Source organism: Acinetobacter sp. CY17, from assembly GCF_059515825.1.
This window is the reverse complement of record NZ_JCAKMX010000001.1, coordinates 198164-223287: the sequence shown is the minus strand read 5'-3', so window position 1 is coordinate 223287 and position 25124 is coordinate 198164. Positions and strand designations below refer to the sequence as shown.

Annotated in this window: 24 protein-coding genes; 14 read left to right on the top strand and 10 right to left on the bottom strand. The window is 42.8% G+C overall.

Annotated features, from left to right (window positions below; translation table 11 throughout):
• Positions 1-162 precede the first annotated feature (162 nt).
• On the bottom strand, positions 163-579 hold the full coding sequence (locus tag AC5YCI_RS01190) for a glycine zipper domain-containing protein (protein WP_496129044.1): 417 nt from the start codon (positions 577-579) through the stop codon (positions 163-165).
• 335 nt (positions 580-914) lie between these two features.
• Here AC5YCI_RS01190 and prfA point away from each other — a divergent pair, with 335 nt between their 5' ends.
• Positions 915-2003 carry a peptide chain release factor 1 gene (gene prfA, locus AC5YCI_RS01185; RefSeq protein WP_496129045.1) on the top strand — a complete coding sequence of 363 codons (1089 nt, stop codon included), beginning with the start codon at positions 915-917 and terminating at the stop codon, positions 2001-2003.
• Positions 2003-2821, top strand: a complete 819-nt coding sequence (gene prmC / locus AC5YCI_RS01180) for a peptide chain release factor N(5)-glutamine methyltransferase (protein WP_496129046.1) — start codon at positions 2003-2005, stop codon at positions 2819-2821. Before prfA ends, prmC begins: the two co-directional genes overlap by 1 nt.
• 34 nt (positions 2822-2855) lie before the next feature.
• On the opposite strand, the gene AC5YCI_RS01175 is transcribed toward prmC, so the two are convergent.
• Together AC5YCI_RS01175 and AC5YCI_RS01170 are read right to left on the bottom strand one after the other, a co-directional pair.
• On the bottom strand, positions 2856-3209 hold the full coding sequence (locus tag AC5YCI_RS01175) for a hypothetical protein (RefSeq protein ID WP_496129047.1): 354 nt from the start codon (positions 3207-3209) through the stop codon (positions 2856-2858).
• A gap of 156 nt (positions 3210-3365) precedes the next feature.
• A complete protein-coding gene (locus AC5YCI_RS01170; protein WP_496129048.1) occupies positions 3366-4340 on the bottom strand; it encodes an AraC family transcriptional regulator in 975 nt (324 codons plus the stop codon).
• A 158-nt stretch (positions 4341-4498) separates the two neighbouring features.
• Between AC5YCI_RS01170 and AC5YCI_RS01165 the strand changes: the two genes are divergently transcribed.
• The 3 genes from AC5YCI_RS01165 to AC5YCI_RS01155 all read left to right on the top strand — a co-directional run bounded on the left by AC5YCI_RS01165 (position 4499) and on the right by AC5YCI_RS01155 (position 8206).
• Positions 4499-5263 carry a 3-hydroxyacyl-CoA dehydrogenase gene (locus AC5YCI_RS01165; protein ID WP_496129049.1) on the top strand — a complete coding sequence of 255 codons (765 nt, stop codon included), beginning with the start codon at positions 4499-4501 and terminating at the stop codon, positions 5261-5263.
• A 21-nt stretch (positions 5264-5284) separates the two neighbouring features.
• Complete coding sequence (locus AC5YCI_RS01160) at positions 5285-6421, top strand: acyl-CoA dehydrogenase family protein (RefSeq protein ID WP_496129050.1); 1137 nt, start codon at positions 5285-5287, stop codon at positions 6419-6421.
• A gap of 138 nt (positions 6422-6559) precedes the next feature.
• Positions 6560-8206, top strand: coding sequence for an AMP-binding protein (locus AC5YCI_RS01155; RefSeq protein ID WP_496129051.1), 1647 nt, complete (start codon positions 6560-6562; stop codon positions 8204-8206).
• A 112-nt stretch (positions 8207-8318) separates the two neighbouring features.
• Here AC5YCI_RS01155 and exaC read toward each other — a convergent pair whose 3' ends face one another.
• Positions 8319-9830, bottom strand: coding sequence for an acetaldehyde dehydrogenase ExaC (gene exaC, locus AC5YCI_RS01150; RefSeq protein ID WP_496129052.1), 1512 nt, complete (start codon positions 9828-9830; stop codon positions 8319-8321).
• Between the two features lie 211 nt (positions 9831-10041).
• Between exaC and AC5YCI_RS01145 the strand changes: the two genes are divergently transcribed.
• Entirely contained in the window at positions 10042-11217 is a 1176-nt protein-coding gene (locus tag AC5YCI_RS01145; RefSeq protein ID WP_496129053.1) for a sigma-54-dependent transcriptional regulator family protein, read from the top strand.
• Here the strand turns inward: AC5YCI_RS01145 and AC5YCI_RS01140 are convergent.
• Together AC5YCI_RS01140 and mdh are read right to left on the bottom strand one after the other, a co-directional pair.
• Positions 11214-12185 carry an alpha/beta hydrolase gene (locus tag AC5YCI_RS01140; RefSeq protein WP_496129054.1) on the bottom strand — a complete coding sequence of 324 codons (972 nt, stop codon included), beginning with the start codon at positions 12183-12185 and terminating at the stop codon, positions 11214-11216. The genes AC5YCI_RS01145 and AC5YCI_RS01140 overlap by 4 nt on opposite strands.
• Positions 12186-12312: 127 nt before the next feature.
• A complete protein-coding gene (gene mdh, locus AC5YCI_RS01135) occupies positions 12313-13527 on the bottom strand; it encodes an iron-dependent methanol dehydrogenase (RefSeq protein WP_496129055.1) in 1215 nt (404 codons plus the stop codon).
• A gap of 232 nt (positions 13528-13759) precedes the next feature.
• On the opposite strand from mdh, the gene AC5YCI_RS01130 reads away from it, so the two are divergent.
• The 3 genes from AC5YCI_RS01130 (at position 13760) to AC5YCI_RS01120 (ending at position 17839) form a co-directional block, all read left to right on the top strand.
• Positions 13760-15472: an AAA family ATPase gene (locus tag AC5YCI_RS01130; RefSeq protein WP_496129056.1), complete on the top strand. Its 1713-nt coding sequence runs from the start codon at positions 13760-13762 to the stop codon at positions 15470-15472.
• A 195-nt stretch (positions 15473-15667) separates the two neighbouring features.
• The gene (locus AC5YCI_RS01125) at positions 15668-16585 is read left to right on the top strand and encodes a LysR family transcriptional regulator (RefSeq protein ID WP_496129057.1); all 918 of its coding nucleotides are present in this window, start codon (positions 15668-15670) and stop codon (positions 16583-16585) included.
• A gap of 78 nt (positions 16586-16663) precedes the next feature.
• Complete coding sequence (locus AC5YCI_RS01120; RefSeq protein WP_496175119.1) at positions 16664-17839, top strand: MFS transporter; 1176 nt, start codon at positions 16664-16666, stop codon at positions 17837-17839.
• Here the strand turns inward: AC5YCI_RS01120 and AC5YCI_RS01115 are convergent.
• The gene (locus AC5YCI_RS01115; RefSeq protein WP_496129208.1) at positions 17819-18274 is read right to left on the bottom strand and encodes a DUF441 domain-containing protein; all 456 of its coding nucleotides are present in this window, start codon (positions 18272-18274) and stop codon (positions 17819-17821) included. The genes AC5YCI_RS01120 and AC5YCI_RS01115 overlap by 21 nt on opposite strands.
• A 103-nt stretch (positions 18275-18377) precedes the next feature.
• Here AC5YCI_RS01115 and AC5YCI_RS01110 point away from each other — a divergent pair, with 103 nt between their 5' ends.
• Entirely contained in the window at positions 18378-19094 is a 717-nt protein-coding gene (locus AC5YCI_RS01110; RefSeq protein ID WP_496129059.1) for a pseudouridine synthase, read from the top strand.
• Here AC5YCI_RS01110 and AC5YCI_RS01105 read toward each other — a convergent pair.
• The 3 genes from AC5YCI_RS01105 to AC5YCI_RS01095 form a co-directional block, all read right to left on the bottom strand.
• Positions 19086-19529: a GNAT family N-acetyltransferase gene (locus tag AC5YCI_RS01105; RefSeq protein WP_496129060.1), complete on the bottom strand. Its 444-nt coding sequence runs from the start codon at positions 19527-19529 to the stop codon at positions 19086-19088. The two genes, AC5YCI_RS01110 and AC5YCI_RS01105, sit on opposite strands and share 9 nt — an antisense overlap.
• Before the next feature lie 74 nt (positions 19530-19603).
• The gene (locus AC5YCI_RS01100) at positions 19604-19903 is read right to left on the bottom strand and encodes a type II toxin-antitoxin system RelB/DinJ family antitoxin (RefSeq protein WP_496129061.1); all 300 of its coding nucleotides are present in this window, start codon (positions 19901-19903) and stop codon (positions 19604-19606) included.
• Positions 19904-19932: 29 nt separating this feature from the next.
• Entirely contained in the window at positions 19933-20859 is a 927-nt protein-coding gene (locus AC5YCI_RS01095) for a pseudouridine synthase (RefSeq protein WP_496175118.1), read from the bottom strand.
• A 101-nt stretch (positions 20860-20960) separates the two neighbouring features.
• On the opposite strand from AC5YCI_RS01095, the gene tsaE reads away from it, so the two are divergent.
• The 4 genes from tsaE to hfq all read left to right on the top strand — a co-directional run bounded on the left by tsaE (position 20961) and on the right by hfq (position 24923).
• On the top strand, positions 20961-21437 hold the full coding sequence (gene tsaE, locus AC5YCI_RS01090; RefSeq protein ID WP_496129209.1) for a tRNA (adenosine(37)-N6)-threonylcarbamoyltransferase complex ATPase subunit type 1 TsaE: 477 nt from the start codon (positions 20961-20963) through the stop codon (positions 21435-21437).
• Positions 21430-23358, top strand: coding sequence for a DNA mismatch repair endonuclease MutL (gene mutL / locus AC5YCI_RS01085; RefSeq protein WP_496129063.1), 1929 nt, complete (start codon positions 21430-21432; stop codon positions 23356-23358). The genes tsaE and mutL overlap by 8 nt, the downstream gene beginning before the upstream one ends.
• A gap of 5 nt (positions 23359-23363) precedes the next feature.
• Positions 23364-24308, top strand: coding sequence for a tRNA (adenosine(37)-N6)-dimethylallyltransferase MiaA (gene miaA, locus AC5YCI_RS01080; protein WP_496129064.1), 945 nt, complete (start codon positions 23364-23366; stop codon positions 24306-24308).
• A 96-nt stretch (positions 24309-24404) separates the two neighbouring features.
• A complete protein-coding gene (gene hfq, locus AC5YCI_RS01075; RefSeq protein WP_496129065.1) occupies positions 24405-24923 on the top strand; it encodes an RNA chaperone Hfq in 519 nt (172 codons plus the stop codon).
• Positions 24924-25124: the final 201 nt, after the last annotated feature.

Genomic DNA, 25124 nt, shown 5'->3' with positions numbered 1-25124 from the left:
GCCATAAGCTTAAAGACAAGTTGCGGATGAAGATGCAAGCTCAAGTGCTATAAATATTTCAAATTGTAATTTTGAGTTAAACAGTCTGCTGAATCTGTTCATAGTTACATGAAGTAGATATTAAAAAAGCAGCCCTCAGGCTGCTTCATAGCGCGTTACTGATTAACGACGTTTTTTCCAGCGTTTTGATACGCGCTTATCTGCCGCTTTGTCTTTGGCAATTTTATTACCTAATGCAGCGCCACCCGCTGCACCTAAAGCTGAACCAATGTAGCCACCGTTGGTGCCACCCATGTTTTTACCTACTGCATAGCCCGTACCACCGCCTAAAGCACCCCCAATCGCAGATTCAGTACGGTTTCTTTTGTTGCTAGCGACAGCTGCACCACCGGCACCGCCTAAAGCTGCACCAATGGTTGCACCCGTAGTACCACCCATATTTTTACCTAAAGCAGTACCTGCAACACTGCCTAGGGCACTCGCTGCTGCTACACGTGCAGTGCTGTCTGCATGAGCTGATACAGTGAACATTGAACCTGCAGCAATCACAGCACTCATTAATACGGCATTTAATTTCATGGCTAACTCCATGTCCAAATGGACTCAAAAGTAAAATAATCTCAATGGCGCTAATGTAACAGCCAGTCTTTGAATAAATATGGAGAAGCTCGGGAGAGATGCTACAAAACAGCATGACTTTGTATAGCTTTTATTAACATTGTGAACAAAGATGTAAATTGCGGGATGATTTATATGAAATATGGAGGAATTAAGGACGTCGTCACAGCGCTTTTAACCGAAAATACCAGCGTAATGTAGGGCAAAGATGTCTTTTAAAGGCTGGAGTAGGTAAACTATAGGCAATATAAAGTTAATGCAGCCAATGTTGCAGGTTATTTGAGAACTATTATCCCATGAAAGAATCGTTACGCTTACGTTTGGATCAACTTTCCGATCGTTATGAAGAGCTCAACGCTTTATTGGCCGATGTTGAAGTCATTTCTGACAATAAACGTTTTCGTCAATTGTCACGTGAACATAGTGACTTAAGTGAGTTAACGCGTGTATGGCAACAATATACCCAAGCAGAAGCGGATATTGAAACAGCTGAAGCCATGCTCACTGATCCTGATTTTAAAGAAATGGCGCAAGAAGAAATTAAAGAAAATAAAGCTTTAATTGAACAACTTGAAGCTGATCTTAACATCTTAATGATTCCAAAAGATCCAAATGATGCCAACTCAGCTTATTTAGAGATTCGTGCCGGAACCGGGGGCGATGAAGCTGCCATTTTCTCAGGCGATCTTTACCGTATGTACAGTAAATATGCTGAATCACAAGGTTGGCGTATTGAAATTTTATCGGAAAATGAAGGCGAACACGGTGGCTACAAAGAAGTCATCTGTTTAATTAATGGTGAGGGAGTTTACGGGCGCTTAAAATTTGAAAGTGGTGCGCACCGTGTGCAACGTGTCCCAGCGACTGAATCACAAGGTCGTGTCCATACCTCGGCATGCACTGTGGCGATTTTACCTGAAGTGGATGTAGATACCTCTGTAGAAATTAACCCTGCAGATTTACGTATTGATACTTACCGTGCCTCAGGTGCGGGTGGTCAGCATATTAACAAAACCGATTCGGCAGTCCGTATTACCCATATTCCAACTGGTACAGTGGTGGAATGTCAGGATGAGCGTTCACAGCATAAAAACAAAGCCAAAGCCATGGCTTTATTGGTTTCACGCTTAGAAAACGCTAAACGTGCAGCAGCAGATGCCGCGACCTCAGAAATGCGCCGTGATTTGGTCGGCTCAGGGGATCGTTCTGAGCGTATTCGTACCTATAACTATCCGCAAGGTCGTATGACCGATCACCGTATTAACCTCACCTTATATAAGTTAGATGCGGTGATGGAAGGTGATTTAACCGAATTATTAAATAGTTTACACCGTGAATATCAAGCAGATCAGTTAGCGATGCTTGCACAGCAGAATGGTGGCTAATGAATATTGCACAGGCTTTAGCCTTACGTGGTGAACCCGAAAGCTACGAACGTCAAGAAAATGCATGGTTGCTAGAACACATTACTAAAATTGATTCATTTGATTTGGTCATGAAAAAAGATCAAGTGCTAAGCGCTGAGCAGGTACAGGCATATACAGCTGCTCTAGCACGTATTGAGGCAGGTGAGCCTTTAGCATATGTGACGGGTTCACAGCCATTTTGGACGTTGGATTTAAAAGTGACCAAAGACACGCTGGTCCCACGCCCAGACACTGAAGTGCTTGTTGAAACCGTACTTAAACTTGATTTGCCTGAAGATGCGCGTGTAGCAGATTTAGGGACAGGCACCGGTGCTATTGCACTATCGCTCGCATCTGAACGTCCTGAGTGGAAACTTGTGGCCTCAGATATTTATGAGCCAACCTTACAAGTTGCGCAGTACAATGCTGAGTTGCATGAGATTGAAAATGTCGAATTTCTTTTGGGACCTTGGTTAAAACCGTTTGGACGTCAGTTCTTTGATGTGATTGCCTCTAATCCGCCTTATATTGATGCCAATGATGTGCATATGCAGGCACTCGAGACTGAACCACGTCGTGCTTTAGTGGCAGACAAACAAGGTTTAGCGGATTTAGCTGAGATTATTGTCCAAGCCAAAAAGCATTTAACTGTAGGCGGTTGGGTGGTGCTTGAACACGGCTATGATCAAGCTGATGCCGTGCAGCATCTATTTCGCCAAGCTGGGTATAAGCAAGTGCGTACCGTTAAAGATTATGGTGGCAATGACCGCGTAACATTAGCGCAGTGGCCGCATTAATCGCCAAAAAAAGCGACCTGAGGGTCGCTTTTTTTCACATTGGAAAATCGTGTAAACTGTCTGCGATATCAATTTGATGCAAAGCATTGGTTTCTAAAGCCAAACATAAAGCTGCAATCTTAGCAGTTTCAGTTAAATACTCAGCCTTAAGTGCTACACCTTGTTGCAAGGCATGAATCCCTTCAGCACTAATATCTAAATCATGAGCCGTTTGCAGGGCATCAGGGCGCTGGAAAAAGTCATTGATCAGATTTTTTAGGGCATGATCTGAGGCATTTAAAATGCTTTGGTTAAGCTGTTCATCAAGCTGTGACACAGACGTTGATGAAAAACCGTGGGTGAAATTCTGTACTAGACTTTGCTCTAATACATCAGTCATCTTAAGCATGAATAGACCTTAATCAGGTAATTGAAGCGGAGAATTACAGCCAAATAAGAGCCAACTGGACTCTAAATTTGGGTGAAATTTAACCTATATAAACAGCTTTAGCAAAACACTTAAGATGAATGGTCAGTCATAAAAACCGCTTGGCAAAAGCTAAACTCAGTTTTTAACTCGGTAATTTCCGGGGTTGAGTCCTGTCCATTTTTTAAAAGCACGGTGAAAGGCGCTCGGATCGTGAAAATTTAGAAGCTCGCTAATCTGTTGTAAGCTTTGCTCGCTGTTGACTAGTAAATCAATAGCACGATCACGTCGAATATTATTTTTGAGTTGTTGATAGCTGAAGCCTTCAGCTTTGAGTCGACGTTGTAGTGTCGCCTCAGACATATGTAGACGACGTGCCAATTCACCTAAGTCAAGCCATTCACTCGGTGATAAATTCATGAGTTGTTTACGAATTTGTTGGCTGAGCGCACAAGGATTTTTAAAGCGCACCAACAAATTATAAGGTGTACCTTGTAAAAATTGATAACGTGAGGCCATATCTTGTTTAATGGGGAGTTGAAGATAATTCGCCTGAAAAGCTAAAGCGTTTTGTTGGCTTTGATAGCGAATGTCGCTACAGAAACGGGTTTGATAATCATGATGGGCCATGGTAATTGATGGCTTAAGTTGCATATAGGTTAAACTGATACGCTGACCTGCTAACCAACACATTAAGCTATGCAGCAACATCCAATAACATGCATAAGCAAAAATAGGTTTTACCTCACTTTGATCGTGAATGACGATTTTGGCGATCCCATCTTCTTCAATGAGTTCACCGTGTAGATCATCTAAAAATAAATTAAAGAAGCGCAGAGCCTCTTGAATGGCTTGCTGTAAATTTTCACAATGAATGAGCCACTTACTGAGTAACTGAAAGCTACCGCGTCGTAAAGGCCGACGATCCATCCCAAAAAACTCATCATTCATGGCATCGGCAATCGCCACCCAGAGGTTGCCATATTGTTGAATTGAAACGCGGGCTTTGGCAGAGTCTATAAGTTCCATCCCTATACCGGCACGCTGCAAGATGACTTCGATTTGAAGCGCTTGGGATTTGGCATGGCGTAGTGCCTCGTGTACCAAACTCATGCATATACTGTGCTGATCTTTTGCTATCACTTTGAAATCCTTGTGGTTATTAATGTCCAAATCCATCATGCAAGCTGCAAGCTTTGGAAATTGTACTTAAAAAAAAGACTGATTACTCTGAGCCATAAGTCGAGTAGAAAAACGTTGAGAAAATTACAATGAATATTCAAGGGAAAGTGGCAATTGTCACAGGCGGTGCATCGGGTTTAGGCGCAGCAACAGCAAGCTATTTTGTCAGCCAAGGTGCCCAAGTGATTCTAGTGGATATGAACGCTGAACAGGGCCAAGCTTTGCAAGCGCAATTGGGTGAAAAGGCGCGTTTTGTCGCACTTGACGTGACCCATGAGGCACAAGTCGAGGCGTTCTTCCAAGAATTAACTCATCGTGAAGGACAGGTAGATATTTTAGTCAACTGTGCTGGTATTGCACCTTCTGCCAAAGTATTAGGTCGTGATGGTTTACATGGCTTAGATTTATTTCAAAAAGTCTTAAATATTAACGTCAGTGGCAGCTTCAATATGCTGCGTTTTGCTGCACAAATCATGGCAAAAAATAATCTGGATGGTGAAGAACGCGGTGTGATTATTAATACGGCATCAGTTGCAGCTTATGAAGGACAAATTGGACAAACTGCTTATGCTGCTTCTAAGGGTGCCATTGTCTCAATGACTTTGCCTCTAGCACGTGAGTTGGCGCGTGATGCGATTCGAGTCATGACCATTGCGCCGGGCATTATGTACACGCCAATGATTGCAGCCATGCCTGAGCATGTGCAACAGGCATTAGGTGCGATGGTACCATTTCCAAGCCGTTTAGCACGTCCAGAAGAGTTTGCTCATTTGGCGGGGCATATTGTAGAAAATAGCTATTTAAATGGTGAAGTAATTCGTTTTGATGGTGCCATTCGTATGGCTGCAAAATAGCCTAAGCATTGGAGTGACAGGATGTTGTATAGCCAAGAGCAGCACATGATTCAAGATATGCTGCGTGATTATGCCCAAAATCAACTTAAGCCTACTGCTGCAGAACGCGATCAAAATAAACGCTTCCCCGCTGAAGAATTAAAACAACTCGGTGCTTTGGGCGCTTTAGGCATGACCGTTGATCCTGCATGGGGCGGCGCAGGTTTAGATTATATTTCCTTAGTGTTGGCCTTGGAAGAAATTGCCGCAGGGGATGGCGCCATCTCAACTATTGTAAGCGTACAAAACTCCTTACCGTGTGGCATCTTAGAGCGCTATGGCAGTGAGGCGCAAAAACAGCAGTATTTAACCCGTTTAGCGACTGGCGAATGGTTAGGTTGCTTTTGCTTAACTGAGCCACAGGCCGGCTCTGATGCCAGTGCCTTACAATGCCGCGCACAACGTGATGGCGATGAATGGGTATTAAGTGGCACCAAACAGTTTATTACCACAGGCAAACATGCCCAGCTGGCTTTGGTGTTGGCTGTGACGGACCCACAAGCAGGCAAAAAAGGCATTTCCTGCTTTTTGGTGCCCACCGATACCCCAGGCTATATAGTGTCGCGCTTAGAAAATAAATTGGGACAGCATTGTTCTGATACAGCCACCATTGTGCTCGACAATTGCCGTATTACACACGATCACTTGATTGGGCAACAAGGTGAGGGCTATAAAATTGCTTTATCTAATTTAGAGTCTGGGCGTATTGGTATCGCAGCTCAATCGGTTGGCATGGCACGCGCGGCTTTAGAAGCTGCCGTTGACTATGCCAAAGCGCGTAAAGCCTTTGGGGTGGAGTTGGTTCAGCATCAGGCAGTGAGTTTTCGTTTGGCTGATATGGCCACCCAAATCGAAGCAGCGCGACAGCTCATTTTACATGCAGCAACACTAAAAGATGCTGGTTTACCTTGTTTAAAAGAAGCGTCTATGGCTAAGCTTTTTGCGTCAACCATGGCTGAAAAAGTTTGCTCAGATGCCATTCAAATTCATGGTGGCTATGGTTATGTCAGCGATTTTCCCGTTGAGCGTATATATCGTGATGTTCGGGTCAGTCAAATATATGAAGGCACCTCTGACATTCAACGTATGGTGATTGCCCGCGCAGTCACACAGGCTTAAGCCTCAAAACACCGCACAGCATGTGCGGGGTTTTGAAATTGTATTTAATCTAATAAACATGCTTAACTCCAAAAATAATGATCAAGGTTGATCACATCAGCAGACGGATGTCGCATAAAAAACAATAAGGAATAGTACATGCAAACACTTGAGCAAGCCTATCAAGAATTTGATTTAGAAAAATATATTCAAACTCAATTATATGGCAATGCAGATGACTTAAATGCCTATGACGAGTGCTGTGGTCGTTATCTAGGACAAAATAAAGTTGCCCTGATTTGGCAGGGTAAACACGGTGAACAGCAGACATGGACCTTTGATCAACTGGCCCAAGCCTCAGCCCAATTGGCTAATTACTTGCACAGTATTGGTATTCAAAAAGGGCAACGTATTGCCGGTTTATTGCCACGCACGCCAGAATTGATCATTACAATTTTAGCCACATGGCGCGTTGGTGCGGTCTATCAGCCACTATTTACTGCGTTTGAATCGAAAGCCATTGAGCATCGCCTTGAAAGCGCAGACACCCAATTGGTAGTGACCAATATTGAACAACGTGAAAAACTAAATCGGTTGGAAATCAATCAGATTTTAACAGTAAATGCCCATGCTGATGCTCAAAATATTGATGCTGATTTTTGGGCTGAAATCAATGCGCAGTCAACTGAGCATCAACCTGTTAGGCTGCGCTTTACTGATGATTTTTTAATGATGTTTACTTCAGGTACTACCGGTCTATCTAAATCAGTAGCCGTACCGCTAAAAGCCTTATTGGCGTTTAAAGGCTATATGCACTATGCACTGGACTTACGTGAGCAAGACAGTTTTTGGAATTTGGCTGATCCAGGCTGGGCATATGGTTTGTACTATGGCATTGCAGGCCCATTGGCGTTAGGGCACAGTATTATTTTCGATGAGCGGAATTTTACTGTTGATCATGCGCTTGAGATCATTGAAAAATATCGCGTAACTAATCTGGCTGGTTCACCAACAGCATTTCGCATGTTTTTTGGCTATAAAGAAAAATTTAAGCCGCAGCTGCGTGAGCATTTACGCGTAGTCAGTAGTGCGGGTGAACCCCTAACCCCTGAAGTCATTCACTGGTTTAAACAAGATTTAGGGGTCAATATCTTCGATCAATATGGTCAAACCGAATTGGGTATGGTGATCGCCAATCATCATGGTTTACTCCATGACAAAAAAGTCGGTTCGGCAGGCTTTGCTATTCCTGGGCACCGTTTTGCTGTGTTAAACCAAGAGCATCAAGAACTCGCAGCTGGTGGTATTGGCATCTTGGCTTTGGATTATACCCAGTCGCCGTTATTTTGGTTTAAAGGCTATGGCGGCAATAATCGTCAATCCTTTGTTGGCAATTACTATATCACAGGCGATACGGTACGTTTAAATGAACAAGGGGCGATTGAGTTTGTTGGTCGTGCCGACGATGTGATTACTACCTCAGGCTATCGCGTAGGACCATTTGATATAGAAAGTACCTTATTAGAATGTGAAGAAGTGTTAGAGTCAGCTGTGGTAGGTAAACCAGATCCGGAGCGCACCGAAATTGTCAAAGCCTTTGTGGTACTTAAAACACGTTATGCTGCAACTCAAGCACTAGAAGAAAAACTGCAGCAATATGTGCGCCAACGTTTATCTAAACATGTTTATCCACGTGAAGTGGAATTTGTTAGCAGTTTACCTAAGACTTCAAGTGGAAAAATTCAACGAAATCTGCTTAAAAAACAAGAAATTGCCAAACTAGAGCAGCTTAAACAGGTCAGCTAAACCCTATGACAAGCAAGCAGTCTACGGACTGCTTTTTTATACTTAAATAACGAAAAATCATAAAAAATAGCGAACACGAGGTTCGCTATTTTATGTTGTTATAGACAAAAACTTAGAAGAAGCCAGCCGGTTTAGTTGAGTAGCTGACAAGTAAGTTTTTGGTTTGTTGGTAATGATCTAGCATCATCTTATGGTTTTCACGGCCAATACCTGATTTTTTGTAACCACCAAATGCCGCATGTGCTGGGTAAATATGATAGCAGTTGGTCCATACACGACCGGCTTGAATAGCACGACCTGCACGGTAAGAGGTATGCGTTGAACGTGACCAAACACCTGCACCTAAACCATAAATGGTGTCGTTGGCGATTTTAATCGCATCATCAAAGTCTTTAAACGTGGTGACTGCCAGCACAGGTCCAAAAATTTCTTCTTGGAAGGTTTTCATGCTGTTATGCCCTTTAAAGATGGTCGGTTCAATATAGAAACCTTCGCCCACTTCGTGACGCGCAGCACCACCTGTCAAGACTTGTGCACCTTCTTCACGACCTGTGGCAATGCAGCCTAAGATTTTATCTTGCTGCTCTTGAGAAGCTTGTGCACCAATCATGGTGGTGGTGTCTAAAGGGTGACCGGTTTTAATACGTTTAACGCGTTCTACAGCCATTTCTAAGAAACGATCAGCAATACTTTCTTGTACCAAAGCACGTGATGGACAGGTACAGATTTCACCTTGGTTTAAAGCAAACATTGCAAAGCCTTCTAAAGCTTTGTCTAAGAACTCATCTTCTTGGTCTAAAATATCTGCAAAGAAGATGTTTGGTGATTTTCCACCGAGCTCTAAGGTTACTGGAATAATATTTTCAGTGGCATACTGCATGATCAATTGACCAACGGCAGTTGAACCGGTAAAGGCAATTTTTGAGATACGTGGGTTGGTTGCCAGAGGACGACCGACTTCAACACCATAGCCATTGACAACATTGAGTACACCTGCCGGTAATAGATCTTGGATTAATTCAACCAATACCAAAATACTCGCGGGTGTTTGTTCAGCAGGCTTTAATACAATACAGTTGCCTGCAGCAAGCGCTGGCGCTAATTTCCATGCAGCCATTAAAATAGGGAAGTTCCATGGAATAATTTGACCTACAACGCCTAATGGCTCATGGAAGTGATAGGCCACTGTATCGTGGTCAATTTCAGAAATACCACCTTCTTGCGTACGAATACAGCTGGCAAAATAGCGGAAATGATCAATTGTAAGGGGAATATCCGCCGCTAAAGTTTCACGAATAGGTTTACCATTGTCCCATGTTTCTGCAACCGCAAGCTTTTCTAGATTTTCTTCTAGACGATCCGCAATTTTAAGCAAGATATTGGCACGTTCTGTAGGTGACGTTTTACCCCAAGCATCTTTGGCTTTGTGAGCCGCATCTAAGGCCAATTCAATATCTTCTGCCGATGAACGTGGTACTTTGGTAAACACTTTGCCATCCACAGGTGAAATATTCTCAAAGTATTCACCATTTAAGGGTTTAACCCATTCACCACCAATAAAGTTTTCGTACTGAGCTTTAAATTCTACTTTTGAACCTGGTTGATTCGGATCGATATAGCGCATATTTATTTTCCTTTGCGTCGTGTAATATGTAGCCCAAAGAGCATAAAAAAATTGGAACTGAATAACTCAATCCGCTACATTATGTCTCAAGCATAACTAGCATAAGGTTGGAAAAAGGTAGGCAAAAGTCGAATTACAACACCACGACAATTGTTTACATCAATGACGCCTAGGAAGCGCGTCAATCATTACGTTGTTGTGAGAAGACCAAATGATGACCAAACATAATTTAATAGAAAAAAGACAACAAATTGAGCAGCTAAGAAATGGAATTTCTCGCTCAAGCACACAAGCGAATTTACTCGGTCAAAGTATTATTAGTTCATGGCAGCGTTCAGAAAATGCTGCGATTCCTAAAGAGCGTGTGGCAGCGCCTTTAACTGAGCTCAATGACAGCAGCAGCCCCTTGCAGCATGCTTTGAATTATTGTGCAGATGAGTTGCAACATATTGCTGAGCAATCTCACATGGCATTGGCCGTAGGCGATGTGGGCAGTACCATTATTTGGAGTGCAGCGCATGGACAGATGCGCCGTGAAGCAGAAAATGTTCATTTTATTCAGGGCGGACAGTGGCGTGAAGAATTGGTCGGGACCAATGCTTTGGCGCTGACCTTAAAAACTGAGCAATCTTCTTGTGTATTTTCTAACGAACACTATATGCATTCGGTACAAAACTGGGTGTGTTATGCGGCGCCTATTATAGATCCATATTCTAAAAATATTTTAGGGGTGGTAGATTTATCTACAGTATGGGATAAACACAACAGTTTAGGTTTACTGGCCGCCGAACGCTGCGCATCTATTATTCAAAGCGCGCTGCTTGAGCATCAACGTCAACAGCTTTATATTCGTGCCTTTGCTGTACCTCAAGTCTTATTTAATGGCAAAGTGTTGGTGATTACCCCAAGGCAAATTGAAATTTTGACCATTTTGGCATTATGTCCGCAAGGCCTGACCTTAGACTCATTGCATCAAGCCTTATATGGTGAGCGTAAAGTCAGTATGGGTACCTTAAAGGCAGAAATGTCGCAATTGCGTGAATTGCTGGGCGGGATGCTAGGCTCTAGACCTTATCGATTGCTAGCAGATGTTGATGCAGACTTTTTGCAAGCGGAGACTGCTTTAGATCGCGGTGCAACTGAGGCAGCACTTAAACTGTGCGCAGGCGTGTTTTTGGCCAAAACCGAAAGTCCATTTTTAACGGCATGGCGCGATTGCTTAGAATCGCGCTTAAGTGATGCGATTTTTAAAGCCAATGAAACTGATGTACTGCTTAAACATGTAGCACGCTGCCCAGAAGCCATTGATGCCGTTGAGCGCCTGATTGAATTAATGCCCAAAGCACATCCGGTGCATCAAACCTTACTCAAATATAAAGAACCTTAAAGCCCGCGTGCTTTAAGCCAAGTAAACAAAGTTTGATACGCCAGCTCGCGCACGGGTTTTTGAGACAACACTACATCATGCATGGCCTGTTGCAAGGCAATAATTTGTACGTCGCCTGCAATATGCCGTGTGCAACGGTCAATATCACCCACATTTAAGATAATATCGCTTTTTTGCACCTGTGCTGACCATGTTCGCGGGCGACTGCTTTGATGGCTGTGCATGACTAAGGTGGGCAAATTCAGTCGAATACCGCGTTGCAATTCTTGCTGTACCACATACACCGCGCGTAAAAAGCTTAAACGCACAAAAGGATAGTGTTGTGGTTTAAGCTTTAAATTAAATTCCCACTCGCCTTTAAGCTCTTTATGCAGACTTGGTACATAAAGTGGGTTTAAACTACTTGGTAGATATAAATTAGGAAAAACTTGACCCAGTTTAATCAGTTGGCTTAAAGCAAACTGACTCATTTTAGAGCTTAAATTAAAATCAAAAAAAGGACTATTCAGCCATAGGGCTTTAAGTAAAGGATGCTTACTGTTACGCGCAGCATATGAGGTACAAATCAGTCCACCAGTCGAATGTCCGGCTAAAATTAAGCTTTGATGACCCTCACGCCAAATAATGTCCAAGGCTTGGCTAATTTCGGCATCGTATTCACGTAAATCATGCACGTTATAGGCTTTTTGATGGGCGAGAAGCGCGCGACCATATTTGCGTAAATCTAAGGCATAAAAATCATAATCATGCTGATTAAATTGTAATGCCATCTCGGCTTGAAAAAAGTAATCAATAAAACCATGAATATACAGCACAGCCTTTTTGGTGGGCAGATTGGCTTTTTTGCGAATCAGTTTTGCCACTACTTGCCCTTCATAGTCATTGGGTAAGTCTAAGGTGGCGCAGGCAAAACCTGCACCTAAAGGATCATCTTGATACTGAACTGGAAATTGAAAAGGACTGGCCATATAGCGTTAAATTTTATTCTTGTAAAAGAACATCTTTGAATAAGTTGTCTGCGTTGTCAAATAAAAAAAGTCAACCCATTGAGTACGGGTTGACCATAAAGCATGTAAGTACAAAGACTGGGAAAACTTACATTGCCGCTTTAAAACTCACCACATCAGCATGAGAGGCCTTCATGGCTGATTTAAAGATACTAACGACATCGGCATGGCTAGCCTTACGTGGATTGGTCAGCATGCAGGCGTCTTTTTGTGCATTTTCTGACATTACATCTAGATCTTCCTCTTTGACACCAAGTTCCGCTAAGCCTGCTGGAATACCAATCGATTGAGAGAGGGTGCGAATGGTAGCAATGGCAGCATGGGCCGCTTGAGTGGTGGTTAAACCTTGCGTATTCACACCCATGAGTTCTGCAATACGGGCATAGCGCTCAGGGCAGGCAATCAGGTTAAATTCACAGACATGCGGTAAGAGCACTGCATTACATACGCCGTGTGGAAGGTTATAGAAGCCACCTAATTGATGCGCCATGGCATGTACATAACCCAGTGATGCATTGTTAAAGGCCATACCTGCTAAATACTGTGCATAACTCATGGCATCACGGGCTTCTAAGTTATCGCCATTGGCAACCGCTGGACTTAACCACTGACTAATCATGCTAATGGCTTTTTCTGCACAAGCATCGGTAATTGGGTTGGCTGCAGTAGAAACATAGGCTTCAACAGCATGCGTTAAGGCATCCATCCCTGTCGCTGCAGTTAGAGCTGCGGGTTTGGCCAACATTAATTTTGGATCATCAATGGCAATAAGAGGGGTACAACGCCAGTCCACAATTGCCATTTTGACATGGGTGTCGGTATTGGTGATGATACAAAAACGTGTCATTTCTGAGGCAGTACCTGCGGTGGTGTTTACAGCAATCAGCGGTGTCATAGGGACTGAGCTTTTGTCAATGCCTTCATAGTCACGAATATGGCCGCCACCTGCGGTCACTAAGCCAATACCTTTGGCACAGTCATGCGATGAGCCACCACCTAAAGAGACAATAAAGTCACAGCCGTGTTGGTTATAGGCATCTACGCCATTGTGGACGTTAATGTCGGTTGGGTTAGGTTCTGCACCCGCAAAAATATGACTTTCTACGCCAGATTCTGTTAAATAGCCAGCAATCACATCGGCTACGCCAAATTTATATAAACCGGCATCCGTCACAATGAGTGCTTTTTTTGCGCCTAAATTTTTGGCTTTATTGCCAATTTCTTTGGCACAGCCGGGGCCAAATAAAGATACACACGGGATGTAAAAGCCGTTGGTTTGATCTGCAAGATGTTTAAACGCCATGGTCTGATTCCTTCTACCATTCTTTTGATTATTATCGGTGACCCTCACCGTTGCTTAGAGTATCTAAACTAAAGCAGAAAATGAAAACCTACCAAATACCTACCATGAGATTTTTTCATAGTGATGTTATCGTTCAATTCAGGAAGTTATAGGCGACAAGGCATGTCTTTTGCTAGCTGAAAAGTTTGCGAAAAAATGCTAGGCTACAGCGGTTCTTTGATGGTATGGGCTTATGAAACAAGAAACTGCACTGAAACTTTTAAAAGCAGGAGAAAATGTCTTTTTGACTGGTTCGGCCGGTGCAGGGAAAACCTATACCTTAAATCAGTACATTCAATACTTAAAGGCACGTAAAGTCCCTGTTGCGATTACTGCATCCACTGGCATTGCAGCCACGCATATGAATGGTATGACCATTCATACTTGGGCGGGGATTGGCATTAAAGACGTGCTGAGCGATCATGATTTAAAAAACATGAAGGAACGTAAATATTTAAAAGAGCATTTAGAAAATGCACAAGTCTTGATTATTGATGAAATCTCGATGCTACATGCCAAGCAGCTCAATCTCGTTAATCAAGTGTTAAAATATTTTAAAGAAAGCGATGCTGCTTTTGGCGGCATTCAAGTGATTGTGGCAGGGGATTTTTTCCAGTTGCCACCCGTGGGTAAACCTGAAGAACGCAATCGTGATAAATTTTGCTTTATGTCTGAGGCATGGGTCGAAGCCAAGTTTCGGGTCTGTTATTTGACCGAACAACATCGTCAAGGCAATGACTATTTAAACGATATCTTAAATGCGATTCGTCGCCAAAGCATTGACCAACAGCATATTCAAGCCTTGCGTAATACTCAGCAGCAAGAGATCGGCGATACTTTTACCCGTTTATATACCCATAATGCCGATGTTGATCAAATCAACTTTCAGCATTTAAATGCCTTAGAAGCTGATGCGCGTCAATTTGATGCTAAATGTGATGGTAATGCCAAGTTGGTTGAAACACTCAAATCCTCGGTACGTGCGCCAGAGAGCTTGATTTTAAAGAAAAATGCCAAAGTAATGTTTGTTAAAAACAACTTTGAAATGGGCTATATCAATGGCAGCTTAGGCGAAGTGGTGGGTTTTAGCGAAGATGAAGAATACGGCATCTTACCTAAAGTGAAACTGACCGATGGCACCACTTTAGTGGTGGAGCCTGAAACTTGGTCGGTGGATAACGATGCCGGTAAAACTATTGCCAGTTTTCAGCAAATTCCACTGCGTTTAGCATGGGCGATTACCATTCATAAATCACAAGGCATGACCTTAGCGGCTGCGGAGATTAATCTCAGCCATACTTTCGAAAAAGGGCAGGGTTATGTGGCGCTATCACGTTTAAAAAGTTTAGATGGCTTAAGGTTACTGGGTTTTAATTTACAAGCCTTAGAATTAGACAGTTTGGCCTTAAAAGCCGATCGACGTTTCCAAGAACTGTCTAGTGAAGCAGAAACCAACTTTATGGATGTCGATCTAAGCTTACAACATAAAGCCTTTATTCGTCATTGTGGCGGCACACTCAATGAAGCTGAAATTCAGCGCAATGAGAAAAAAATGGCTAAACATTCGAGCAAGCAAAACATGGGTGCACAAACCATTGAAGAGACACGTATTTTGTTTGAAGAAGGTTATCATGTTCAAGATATTGCCAATGAACGCGGTTTAACCCCTGCCACGATCATTAACCATTTAGCCAAATTACAAAAAGATGGTCTAGATATCTCTGAAGCGCATCCGGGCGAGGATGTGGTCGAGCAAGTGCGTAAAATTTATAAACGTTTAATCAAACGCCAAAATCCTGAACATTTTGGTGAAGATGGTGCCATTAAATTGCGTCCGATTGTGGAGGCCAGCAGTCCACGTATTGGCTATGATCAAGTACGTTTGGCCTTACTTTTTATCAAATAACTGTGCTTTAAATCGTGGGGCTCAGCTAAAACCAAAGCTGCTCCACCTCAGTCAGGCAGAGCTGTTCTTGAAAAATAGCCTAAGCATAAATATAAGCACGATTTTTGTCTGAAAATCAAACAATTAAATATTGCTGAATTTTAATCAAAGATTTTTATGGTAAATTGAATTAAATTCACTGTTTAATGCGCTGCTATGTTAGAAATTCGGCATTTAAAAACCTTATTGGCATTACGCGAACATGGTTCTTTGGTAGCAGCTGCCAATGATCTATGTTTAACTCCTTCAGCGATTTCCCATCAACTTAAAGAGCTCGATCATTGGTATGGAGTGGAGGTGGTCAATCGTCGTAGTCGACCGGTCAGTTTTTCAAATGTAGGGCAGCGCTTACTCAAATTAGCCGATGATGTGATTCCGCAGATTCAAATTGCCCAAACCGATATCACGCGCATTGTGTACGGACAAACTGGACGAATTATCTTTTCATCTGAATGTCACAGCTGCTTTGATTGGTTAATGCCACTGCTCAATCAATACCGACAGCAATATCCAGATGTTGACCTTGATTTTGCCTCGGGCTTTGAAGCCAATCCACATGAATTATTGCAAAACTCAGAATTTGACTTACTGATTACCGCAGATCCAATTGCATTAAAAGGGATTGAATATTTCCCAATTTTTGAATACGAATCGCGCTTAGTACTGGGAATCACTCATCCTTTAGTTCGTGCTGCAACTATTAGCATACACGATTTAGCAGAAGAAACCTTAATTACCTATCCTGTCGACAAGCACCGTTTAGATATTATGGCCAAGCTATTTATTCCGGCCAATATTCAACCCAAAAGTATTCGTACCACCGATTTAACCCAAATGTTGATTCAATTGGTGGCCAGTGGGCGTGGTGTGGCGGCTTTACCGGATTGGGTGGTAAATGAATATGAGCAAAAAGGCTGGGTCACTTCAAGACGTTTACAATGTGTGTCAGAACACGGTTTAAGACGTACCTTATATGCAGGCTACCGTACTGATGATAAAGACAAAAGTTATTTCGAGGGCTTTTTAAAGCAGCTCGAGAAATTTTCAAAAAAACGTCAGTATTATTATCCTTAAACAGCTTGATCCTATAAAGGATTTCATCTAAAAAGCCTGCTGTTAATTCACTTAGTTCACCATGCAAAGGAGGGAAGCATGCGCCGTGATGGATGGATTATTGTGGCAGGTTTTATGGCTGCAATTCATGTAGGAAAGTTACCGCCCGCTGTGCCAGTGTTACAACGTGATTTAAATATTTCGTTGGTGGAAGCGGGACTTCTGCTGTCTTTGGTACAAGGCGCAGATATGCTCTTGGCTTTACTCCTAGGCAGTTATAGCGAGAAAATCGGTTTAAAACGCTGCATGGTCTTGGGTTTATTGCTTTTGGGCAGTGCCAGTAGTGTAGCGGCAATCTCTCCAGACTTTAAAATCCTACTGTTGTTACGTGCCATAGAAGGATTAGGCTTTTTATGCATTACCTTAACTGGGGCAGCTTATTTACGCCAACTGGTTACAACTCAACAATTACAAAAAAAATTAGGCTTATGGAGTGCCTATATGGGCGGTGGCATGGGCCTTGCATTATTGTTTACGCCGCTATTACTGAGTTTTTGTACTTGGCAGCAGGTCTGGTTAGGCTATGGTGTGCTGAGTTTTACTTTGGCCTTAATATTAACCTTACAGTTACCCATACCACCTGCCAATCCACATAGTCTTAATGTGTTAAAAGTATTGCGTCTAGTGTTGAAGCATCGACCTGCATGGTGGTTGGCGCTGATTTTTGCCTTATATGCAGGCCAATGGTTGGTGTTGGTAGGATTTTTACCCACGATTTATGAGCACAATCATATTTCATTGAGCTTGGCTGGGGCATTGACTGCCGTTGTCGCAATCAGTAATGCATGTGGTACAGCATTATGCGGACGCTTATTACAGCATGGCATACCTGCCTCTAGGTTGATGCGTATTGGCTTTGTGGTGATGCTCCTGACTGCGCTAACTTTCTATATTTTCTCAGCCTACTTGCCATTTTTTGTGCAATATACGTGTGTCATTGCATTTTCTTTATTTGGCGGATTAGTACCAGCGAGCGTATTTTCTCAAGCCATGCACGTTGCACCGCACGCCCATTGTATTCCCGCCACCATTGGTCTAACGCTGCAATGTTCAGCATGCTTACAATTTTTATTGCCACCTTTGGCAGCAAGCTTGGTGGCGTGGACAGGCACATGGGGATGGCTAGGCGTCGCCATGCTGCTTTTATCCTTGCTTGCCTTGATCTTGGTGCAGGTCTTATTTCAATTACAGCGTTCAAGACTGACCAATCAATAGTGATAAAATACCTGCGGCAATGAGTGGTCCGACTGGTACACCACGTAAGACTGCTACACCAGCCACGGTGCCAATGAGTAAACCTGCGACAATATTGGGTTGATGGCTCATTAGACTTACACCGCGCGCACCTAACCATGCTACAAACATGCCGACAGCGATGGCCATTAATGATTTCCAATGTAAAAAAGATTTTAAAATGGCGTCACCTGGAATCTTGCCACTGGCAATTGGGGTAAGTACGCCAATGGTTAAAATAATAATACCCAGATTTAAGCCATGTTGTTGCAGCAAAGGAAAAAACTCAGCCAGTGGTGTGATCTTAAATACAATTAACACCGCAGCAGCAATGGTTACAGCACTGTTATGACTGAAAATACCAACAGCCAATAATAGCAACAGCACAATTAAATTTAAATCAAGATGGGAGAGCATACGCGCAGTAACGTCAAAAGGGCAGTGGCATTGTAAGCCCATCAGGCAATTTCTACAATTTCAGTATAAAATGGCGTTTTACCAGACCAGAAGTTTAAGCTCAATGTTGTTAGAAAAAATGTTGCAATCACAAGGTTTTGGCTCACGTAAAGCTTGTCAGCAGCTGATCAAAAATGGTGCTATTGCGATTCATGGCCAAGTCGTGACTGATCCAAAATATAAATTGGAGATAAATGAGTTAAATTTTTCTGTGTATGATGAGCAATATCAATATCGCGACAAGGTTTACATTGCCTTACATAAACCACAAGGCTATGAATGCTCGCATCAAGCCACGCATCATTTTAGTGTCTTTGATTTGTTTGATTCAGTGTTGGTAAACCGCGGTATTCAATGTGTGGGACGTTTAGATCAAGACACCACGGGTTTACTGTTGCTGACCGATGATGGGCAATTTTTACAAGCGCTGACTCATCCTAAAAAGCATGTACCCAAAGTTTATATCATGCATACCGCCGACCCTGTCACCGATGAACAAATTGCAAAGCTGAGCCAAGGGGTAGCGCTACGTAATGAAACGGGTATTTTTGCTGCTACGGATGTTATGCGTTTAGACACACACCATTTACAAATGACGGTGCATCAAGGGGTTTATCATCAAGTTAAACGCATGTTGGCCGCCGTGGGCAATAAAGTTGAGCAGCTGCATCGTCAACAAATTGGAGCATTTAGCTTGCCACAAGATCTTGAGGTAGGTGAGTGGATGTATTTAAATGCCGCGCAAATTGAACATGCCAGAACTCGGGCAGATTCACTTTAAGAAACAATGATAAGTTTGAAACTCATCATCTTTGACAAATCCCATACTTTCATAGAGTTTATGTGATTGGTAATTGCTTTTTTGAGTTTCTAAACTTAAACGTAGAGCATTTTCATGCCGTGCAAATAAAATTGCGGTATCAATCAATTGTCGTGCTGAACCTTGGCGACGATAAAGTGGTGTGACGTAAACATCATCTAAAATATAATAGGTGGAACACGCCACTGATGAAAAACCCAAATACAATAAAATAAAACCGGTAATCACATCATCTTTGACATGAATAAAAATCACGCTTTCTTGGTTTTCAAAACGTTGTTTGAGAAAACCATAAGATAACTTCAGCTGCGAAGAGGCACCATAAAATTGACGATATTCATCAAACAGAATCGCCAATTGTTGTAAATCATCTTGGGTGGCACGTCGGACAATCATGTGCTGTTCCTTATTGTTTTTATCGCGTTTTAGCATACAAAAGATTAACAGCACGCGCGTTGATTTTTTGTGACTTAAGGTTTTTTGTCCTGTTGTAACAGCGCATTTAAAGTGGCAAAAAGCTCTGCATCTTGCTGCTCTAAGCCGGTAAGGGGCAAGTTTTCTATAGCTTTGTCAGACGCAGCAGAATTTTGTAACGATTTTTGAACGGCATGATGTTCAATCTGAAAAGGAATAGATTGAGTTTTTACCACCTGTTTAAAAAAAAGGCGAACCGCTTGTGCGGGACTCATACCAAGCTGTTCAAATACGGCAAAGGCTTGCTGCTTCTCTTCGCTGCCAATTCGAATTTGATAGACTTCTGTTTTACGCATCAGGATATTACCGTTGTGAGGGCTAAGTTTTAAATGACATTGTCATTACAAGGTAATTGCAAGTCAAGCTTGGAGCTAAATTGCATTGCTTGCCCTGTCAGTGGATCTGTAAAGGCAATCTGTTTTGCCAGCAACTGTAAAGGCGCGCTAAAATCATCATCGGCTTTATGGCAGACAGTGGGATAGAGCGGATCATTTAAAATCGCAATGCCTAAATAATTCAGATGCACTCGTAATTGATGCTGTTTTCCAGTCTTAGGTCGAAGTTCATATTTGGCAAATTGATGATTATGCGCTAGCACGTCAATATGAGTTTCGCTGTTAGGGGGACCCTCAAGCACCTGCATGGTATAAAACGGCTCGCCCTTTTGCATATGTAGTTTTAAGGTATGTGGCAGCGTAACTGTGTGACAACATGGGGCAATCGCATGATAGGTTTTTTGTACCAAACGTTCGGCAAACATCTGTTGATAGGCACCGCGAGAAGCAACTTGCTTAGACATTAGCACCACGCCAGCAGTTTCACGATCTAAGCGATGAATTGGGGTTAAATCTGGGTTTTGGGTGCGTTTTTTTAAGCGAACCAACAAGGTTTCTTGGACATACTGACCACTTGGGCTCATGGTTAAAAAATGTGGTTTGTCTACCACCAACAGATGTTCATTCTCAAATAAAATCTGTTCTTGAAAGGGCACATGAGTTTCATGGGCTAAAAAGCGATAATAAAATACATGTTGATTGGGCGTATAGGCGCTGTTCATACTCAGCTTATCCCCACTCTGGTTATAGACTAAGCCAGCATCCAAACGTTGTTGCCATTCACTCGCTTGAATATGCGGAAAATTTTGACTTAAGTAAGTAAAGAGAGTGGCAGGTGTGGTCTTAAGTGGAGGTAAAAACACTTTACTGGCAGTGACGCCATCAATCATGGGAGGAACAAATGCAGTGTCAATCATGCTTGGCCTTGCTAAAAAATATACAATTCCACTGCTGAACATGGGCATTGCAACAGGGCAATGTTATGATATTCGATCTTTACCCTCCTGTCGTGAGTATTATGCAGTATTCCTTCCAGCTTCAATTGAATAACGAAAACGATACCCAAGCATTAGCCCAAGTATTGGCCGCCAATTTTAAGCAAGGGATTGTGTATTTGATTGGTGATTTGGGTGCAGGTAAAACCACCTTAAGTCGTTATTTTTTACAGAGTTTAGGCCATCAAGGTGCGGTTAAAAGTCCAACTTATACCTTAGTTGAGCCGTATCAGATCCAAGGTCAAGATATTTTTCATTTTGATTTATATCGTTTAAATGACCCTTATGAGCTTGAATTGATGGGGATTCGTGACTATTTAGATACCCCAAATGCACTATTTTTATTTGAATGGCCATCTAAAGGTGGAGATGAAATTCCAGCTGCGGAATTAATCATTGATATTGCAAAATCAGAAGATGAATTGACGCGTATTGCCACCTTAACCAGCCAGCATAGTGCCTTACAACAGGCTTTGGAGACACGTTTTAACCATGAATAATGCTGTGAGTGTACGCCGTATTCAAACCTTAGATGCGGCACTTGCCAACCAAATTGCTGCCGGTGAAGTAATTGAACGCCCTGCGTCTGTGGTCAAGGAGCTACTTGAAAATGCCATTGATGCGGGTGCGACACAAATTACCATTCGTGTGGCACAAGGTGGTACTACACTGATAGAAATCATGGACAATGGTCGCGGCATTCATCCAGATGATTTGCCCCTGGCGGTGATGCGTCATGCCACCAGTAAAATTTATCATGCTGATGAATTACACGCGATTGTTAGTTTGGGTTTTCGTGGTGAAGCCTTAGCATCCATTGCTGCAGTATCGCGTTTGAGTCTAACCAGTAGCCAAAATGAGGATGGCATCGGTTATATGGTTGAAGTCAATGGTACTGCTTTTAATGGCGAGACTGCCCAAGCGGTGGCGGCGCCAAAAGGTACCCATATTCGGGTACAAGACTTATTTTTTAATGTACCAGCAAGACGTAAATTTTTAAAAAAACCTGGTACAGAGTTTGGGCACATTGAAGAAGTGGTGCGCCGTTTAGCCCTGATTCATTTTGATATTCGTTTTGTTTTGGAACATAACGACCAAATTCGCCTTAATTTGCCCATCGCCCACAGCGGTGAATTACGTATGCAGCGCGTACAGCAGCTTTTGGGTAAACAGTTTAGTCAAAATGCCTATTGGATTGATGCCCAAGGGCAAAGCTTGAGTTTATCTGGTTGGTTAGGCCATCCCTCGGATGCACGCGCGCAAGCGGATTTACAGTATGTCTATGTCAATGGACGGATTGTCAAAGATAAAACCATCAGTCATGCCTTAAAAATGGCTTATGACGGGATTTTGCATGGCCATCAATATGCGGGTTATTTACTGTTTTTAGAAGTTGATCCGCAAGATGTAGATGTCAATGTGCATCCCACCAAACATGAAATACGCTTTTTAAATCAACGTGAAGTGCACGAGTTTGTACGCCATCATGCTAAAGCGACACTCGCGCAATTTCAAACCGCCACAGCTGATTTATCAGAGGCAATGAAGCCTACGCCTGCCTTGATAGCTCCGCAGCCCAGTCAGCAAGAACAATTGCCACTGCATCGTCCAACAGTAGCTTCTGTTGCCGATGTTGTACCGCCATATAACGACTATCATCAAGATAGGTCAGGACCAAGTGTGGCGTATCAGGCACGCAGTCAATATCAGCCTTCACAACAGGTCAATAACGCTATTCAGAGCTATTTAGCCCCTTTGCGCGAAGAAGAGGCACACAGCAGCCTTACTGCGCCTGTAGCTGTAACTCCACATCAGCCTCAAGCTCAAGTGGATGAGTATCCTTTAGGCACCGCAATTGCGCAATTGCATGGTATCTATATTTTGGCGCAAAATCATGAGGGCTTAATTATTGTTGATATGCATGCCGCACATGAACGCATTGTATTGCAAAAAATGAAAGCTGCATGGGATCAACCAGAATTTTGGATGTCACAACAGCTTCTGATTCCAAAAGTGGTGAGCATTAATCGTATGCAAGCGCTACGGGTCAATGAGTTAAAGCCACAGCTGATGCGTTTAGGTCTAGAGATTGATCAATATGGTGAAGATCAAGTTATTGTGCGTGGGGTACCTGCCATCTTACAAAAGGCTGATTTCTCCGCCTTAGTGCCTGAATTACTTAATGATTTAGATCCCAATGATCAAGCTGCAGGCTTACAGCAAAAACGTGATGAAATTTTAGCAGGTATGGCTTGTCATGGTGCAGTGCGTGCCCACCGTATGTTGAGTCTATCTGAAATGAATGCCTTATTGCGTCAGATGGAACAAACGGAATTTGCCAGCCAATGTAACCACGGTCGCCCAACTTGGCGTGCCTTTCCATTGGCACAGCTCGATAAACTTTTTGCTCGAGGAGAGTAGTTTTCATGTCAACACAATTGCCGGTCATCAATTTAATGGGACCTACTGCAAGTGGTAAAACCGCTTTGGCATGTGAACTGTATGAACAAGGTGGCTTTGAACTGATTTCAGTGGATTCCGCCTTGGTATTTAAAGATATGGATATTGGGACAGCCAAACCTACTCAAGCCGAGCAGGCGCAATATCCGCATCATTTAATTGATATCATTAGCCCTGTAGAGGTGTATTCTGCGGCTGAGTTTGTTCGTGATGCCAGTCGTTTAATTGATGAAATCCATTCGCGTGGTAAAACCCCAATTTTGGTGGGGGGTACCATGCTGTATTTTAAAGCACTGCTTGAAGGTTTAGCAGATAACCTGCCGAATGCCGATTATGATATTCGCCGTGCGATTGAAGCCCAAGGGGAGGCTCAAGGTTGGGAATCTGTCTATGCAGCGCTTTGTGCAGTCGATCCACAAGCAGGGCAAAAATTCAAACCCAGTGATAAGCAACGTATCATACGTGCCTTAGAAGTCTATCAATTAACCGGTAAGCCGATTAGCCAGTTACAAGCAGAACAGCCTAAAAACCTACCATATCGTTACAACTTTCATAACTTTGCTCTAATGCCAGATCGTGCAGAATTACATCAACGCATTGCCAAAAGACTCGATATAATGTGGGAAATCGGATTTTTACATGAAGTGATTTCAATTATGGGAAAATACGATTTAAGCCCAGAAATGTCGTCGATGCGCTGTGTAGGTTATCGTCAAGTGTTAGATTTTCTACAAAAAGGTGATAAAAGTCGCGAAAGTGTACAAGAAATGCGGGATAAAGCCTTATTTGCAACACGACAACTCGCCAAACGTCAATATACTTGGTTACGTTCTTTGCAAGAAGCGCATCAATTTCAAACATATTTAACAATAAAGCAAGCGCAAGAAGACTTGCGAAACCGCTACAGATAAAGCAAAATTTAACAGCTATCTTTTTTATAAATTTTAATTGAAAAATAAAGATAGATTTTTTGCGCTGATTTTTAAATTATTTTTTGGAGTTATAACATGTCTAAAGGTCAAACTTTACAAGATCCGTTCTTAAATTCTCTCCGTAAAGAACGTATTCCAGTGTCTATTTTCCTTGTGAACGGTATTAAATTACAAGGTCACATCGAATCTTTTGACCAATACGTTGTTCTATTAAAAAATACAGTAAGCCAAATGGTTTACAAACATGCAATTTCTACAGTTGTTCCTGCACGTAACCCACGTCCTGCTGGCGCGCCTGCTGGTGGTCAAGCAGCTGGTGGCTTTGGTGGTCAACCGACAGGCGGCTTTGGCGGTCAACCTGGTGGCTTCGGTGGTCAAGGCGGCTTCGGTGGTCAAGGCGGCTTCGGTGGTCAAGGTGGCTTCGGTGGTCAAGGTGGCTTCGGTGGTCAAGGCGGCTTCGGCGGTCAACCTGCTGGTGGCTTCGGTGGTCAAGGCGGCTTTGGCGGTCAACCTGCTGGTGGCTTCGGTGGTCAAGGTGGTTTTGACAACGATACAAAATTTGACGATGCACAAGAAGACGACAACAATCGTTAATTCAGCATAAAAGAAGGCCTCGCGATTGCGAGGCTTTTTTTATGACTATAACAGTAACCCTTATAAAACAATCTAAGCCGTATGCTGATAGATACGTATGCAGCACTGCTTTAAGGTCAAAGCTTGAACTGAACTTATCTAGGGCTTGTAGGATGAGGTATGGTAAAAGTTAGCCATTAAAAAGCCAGTACATAGACTGGC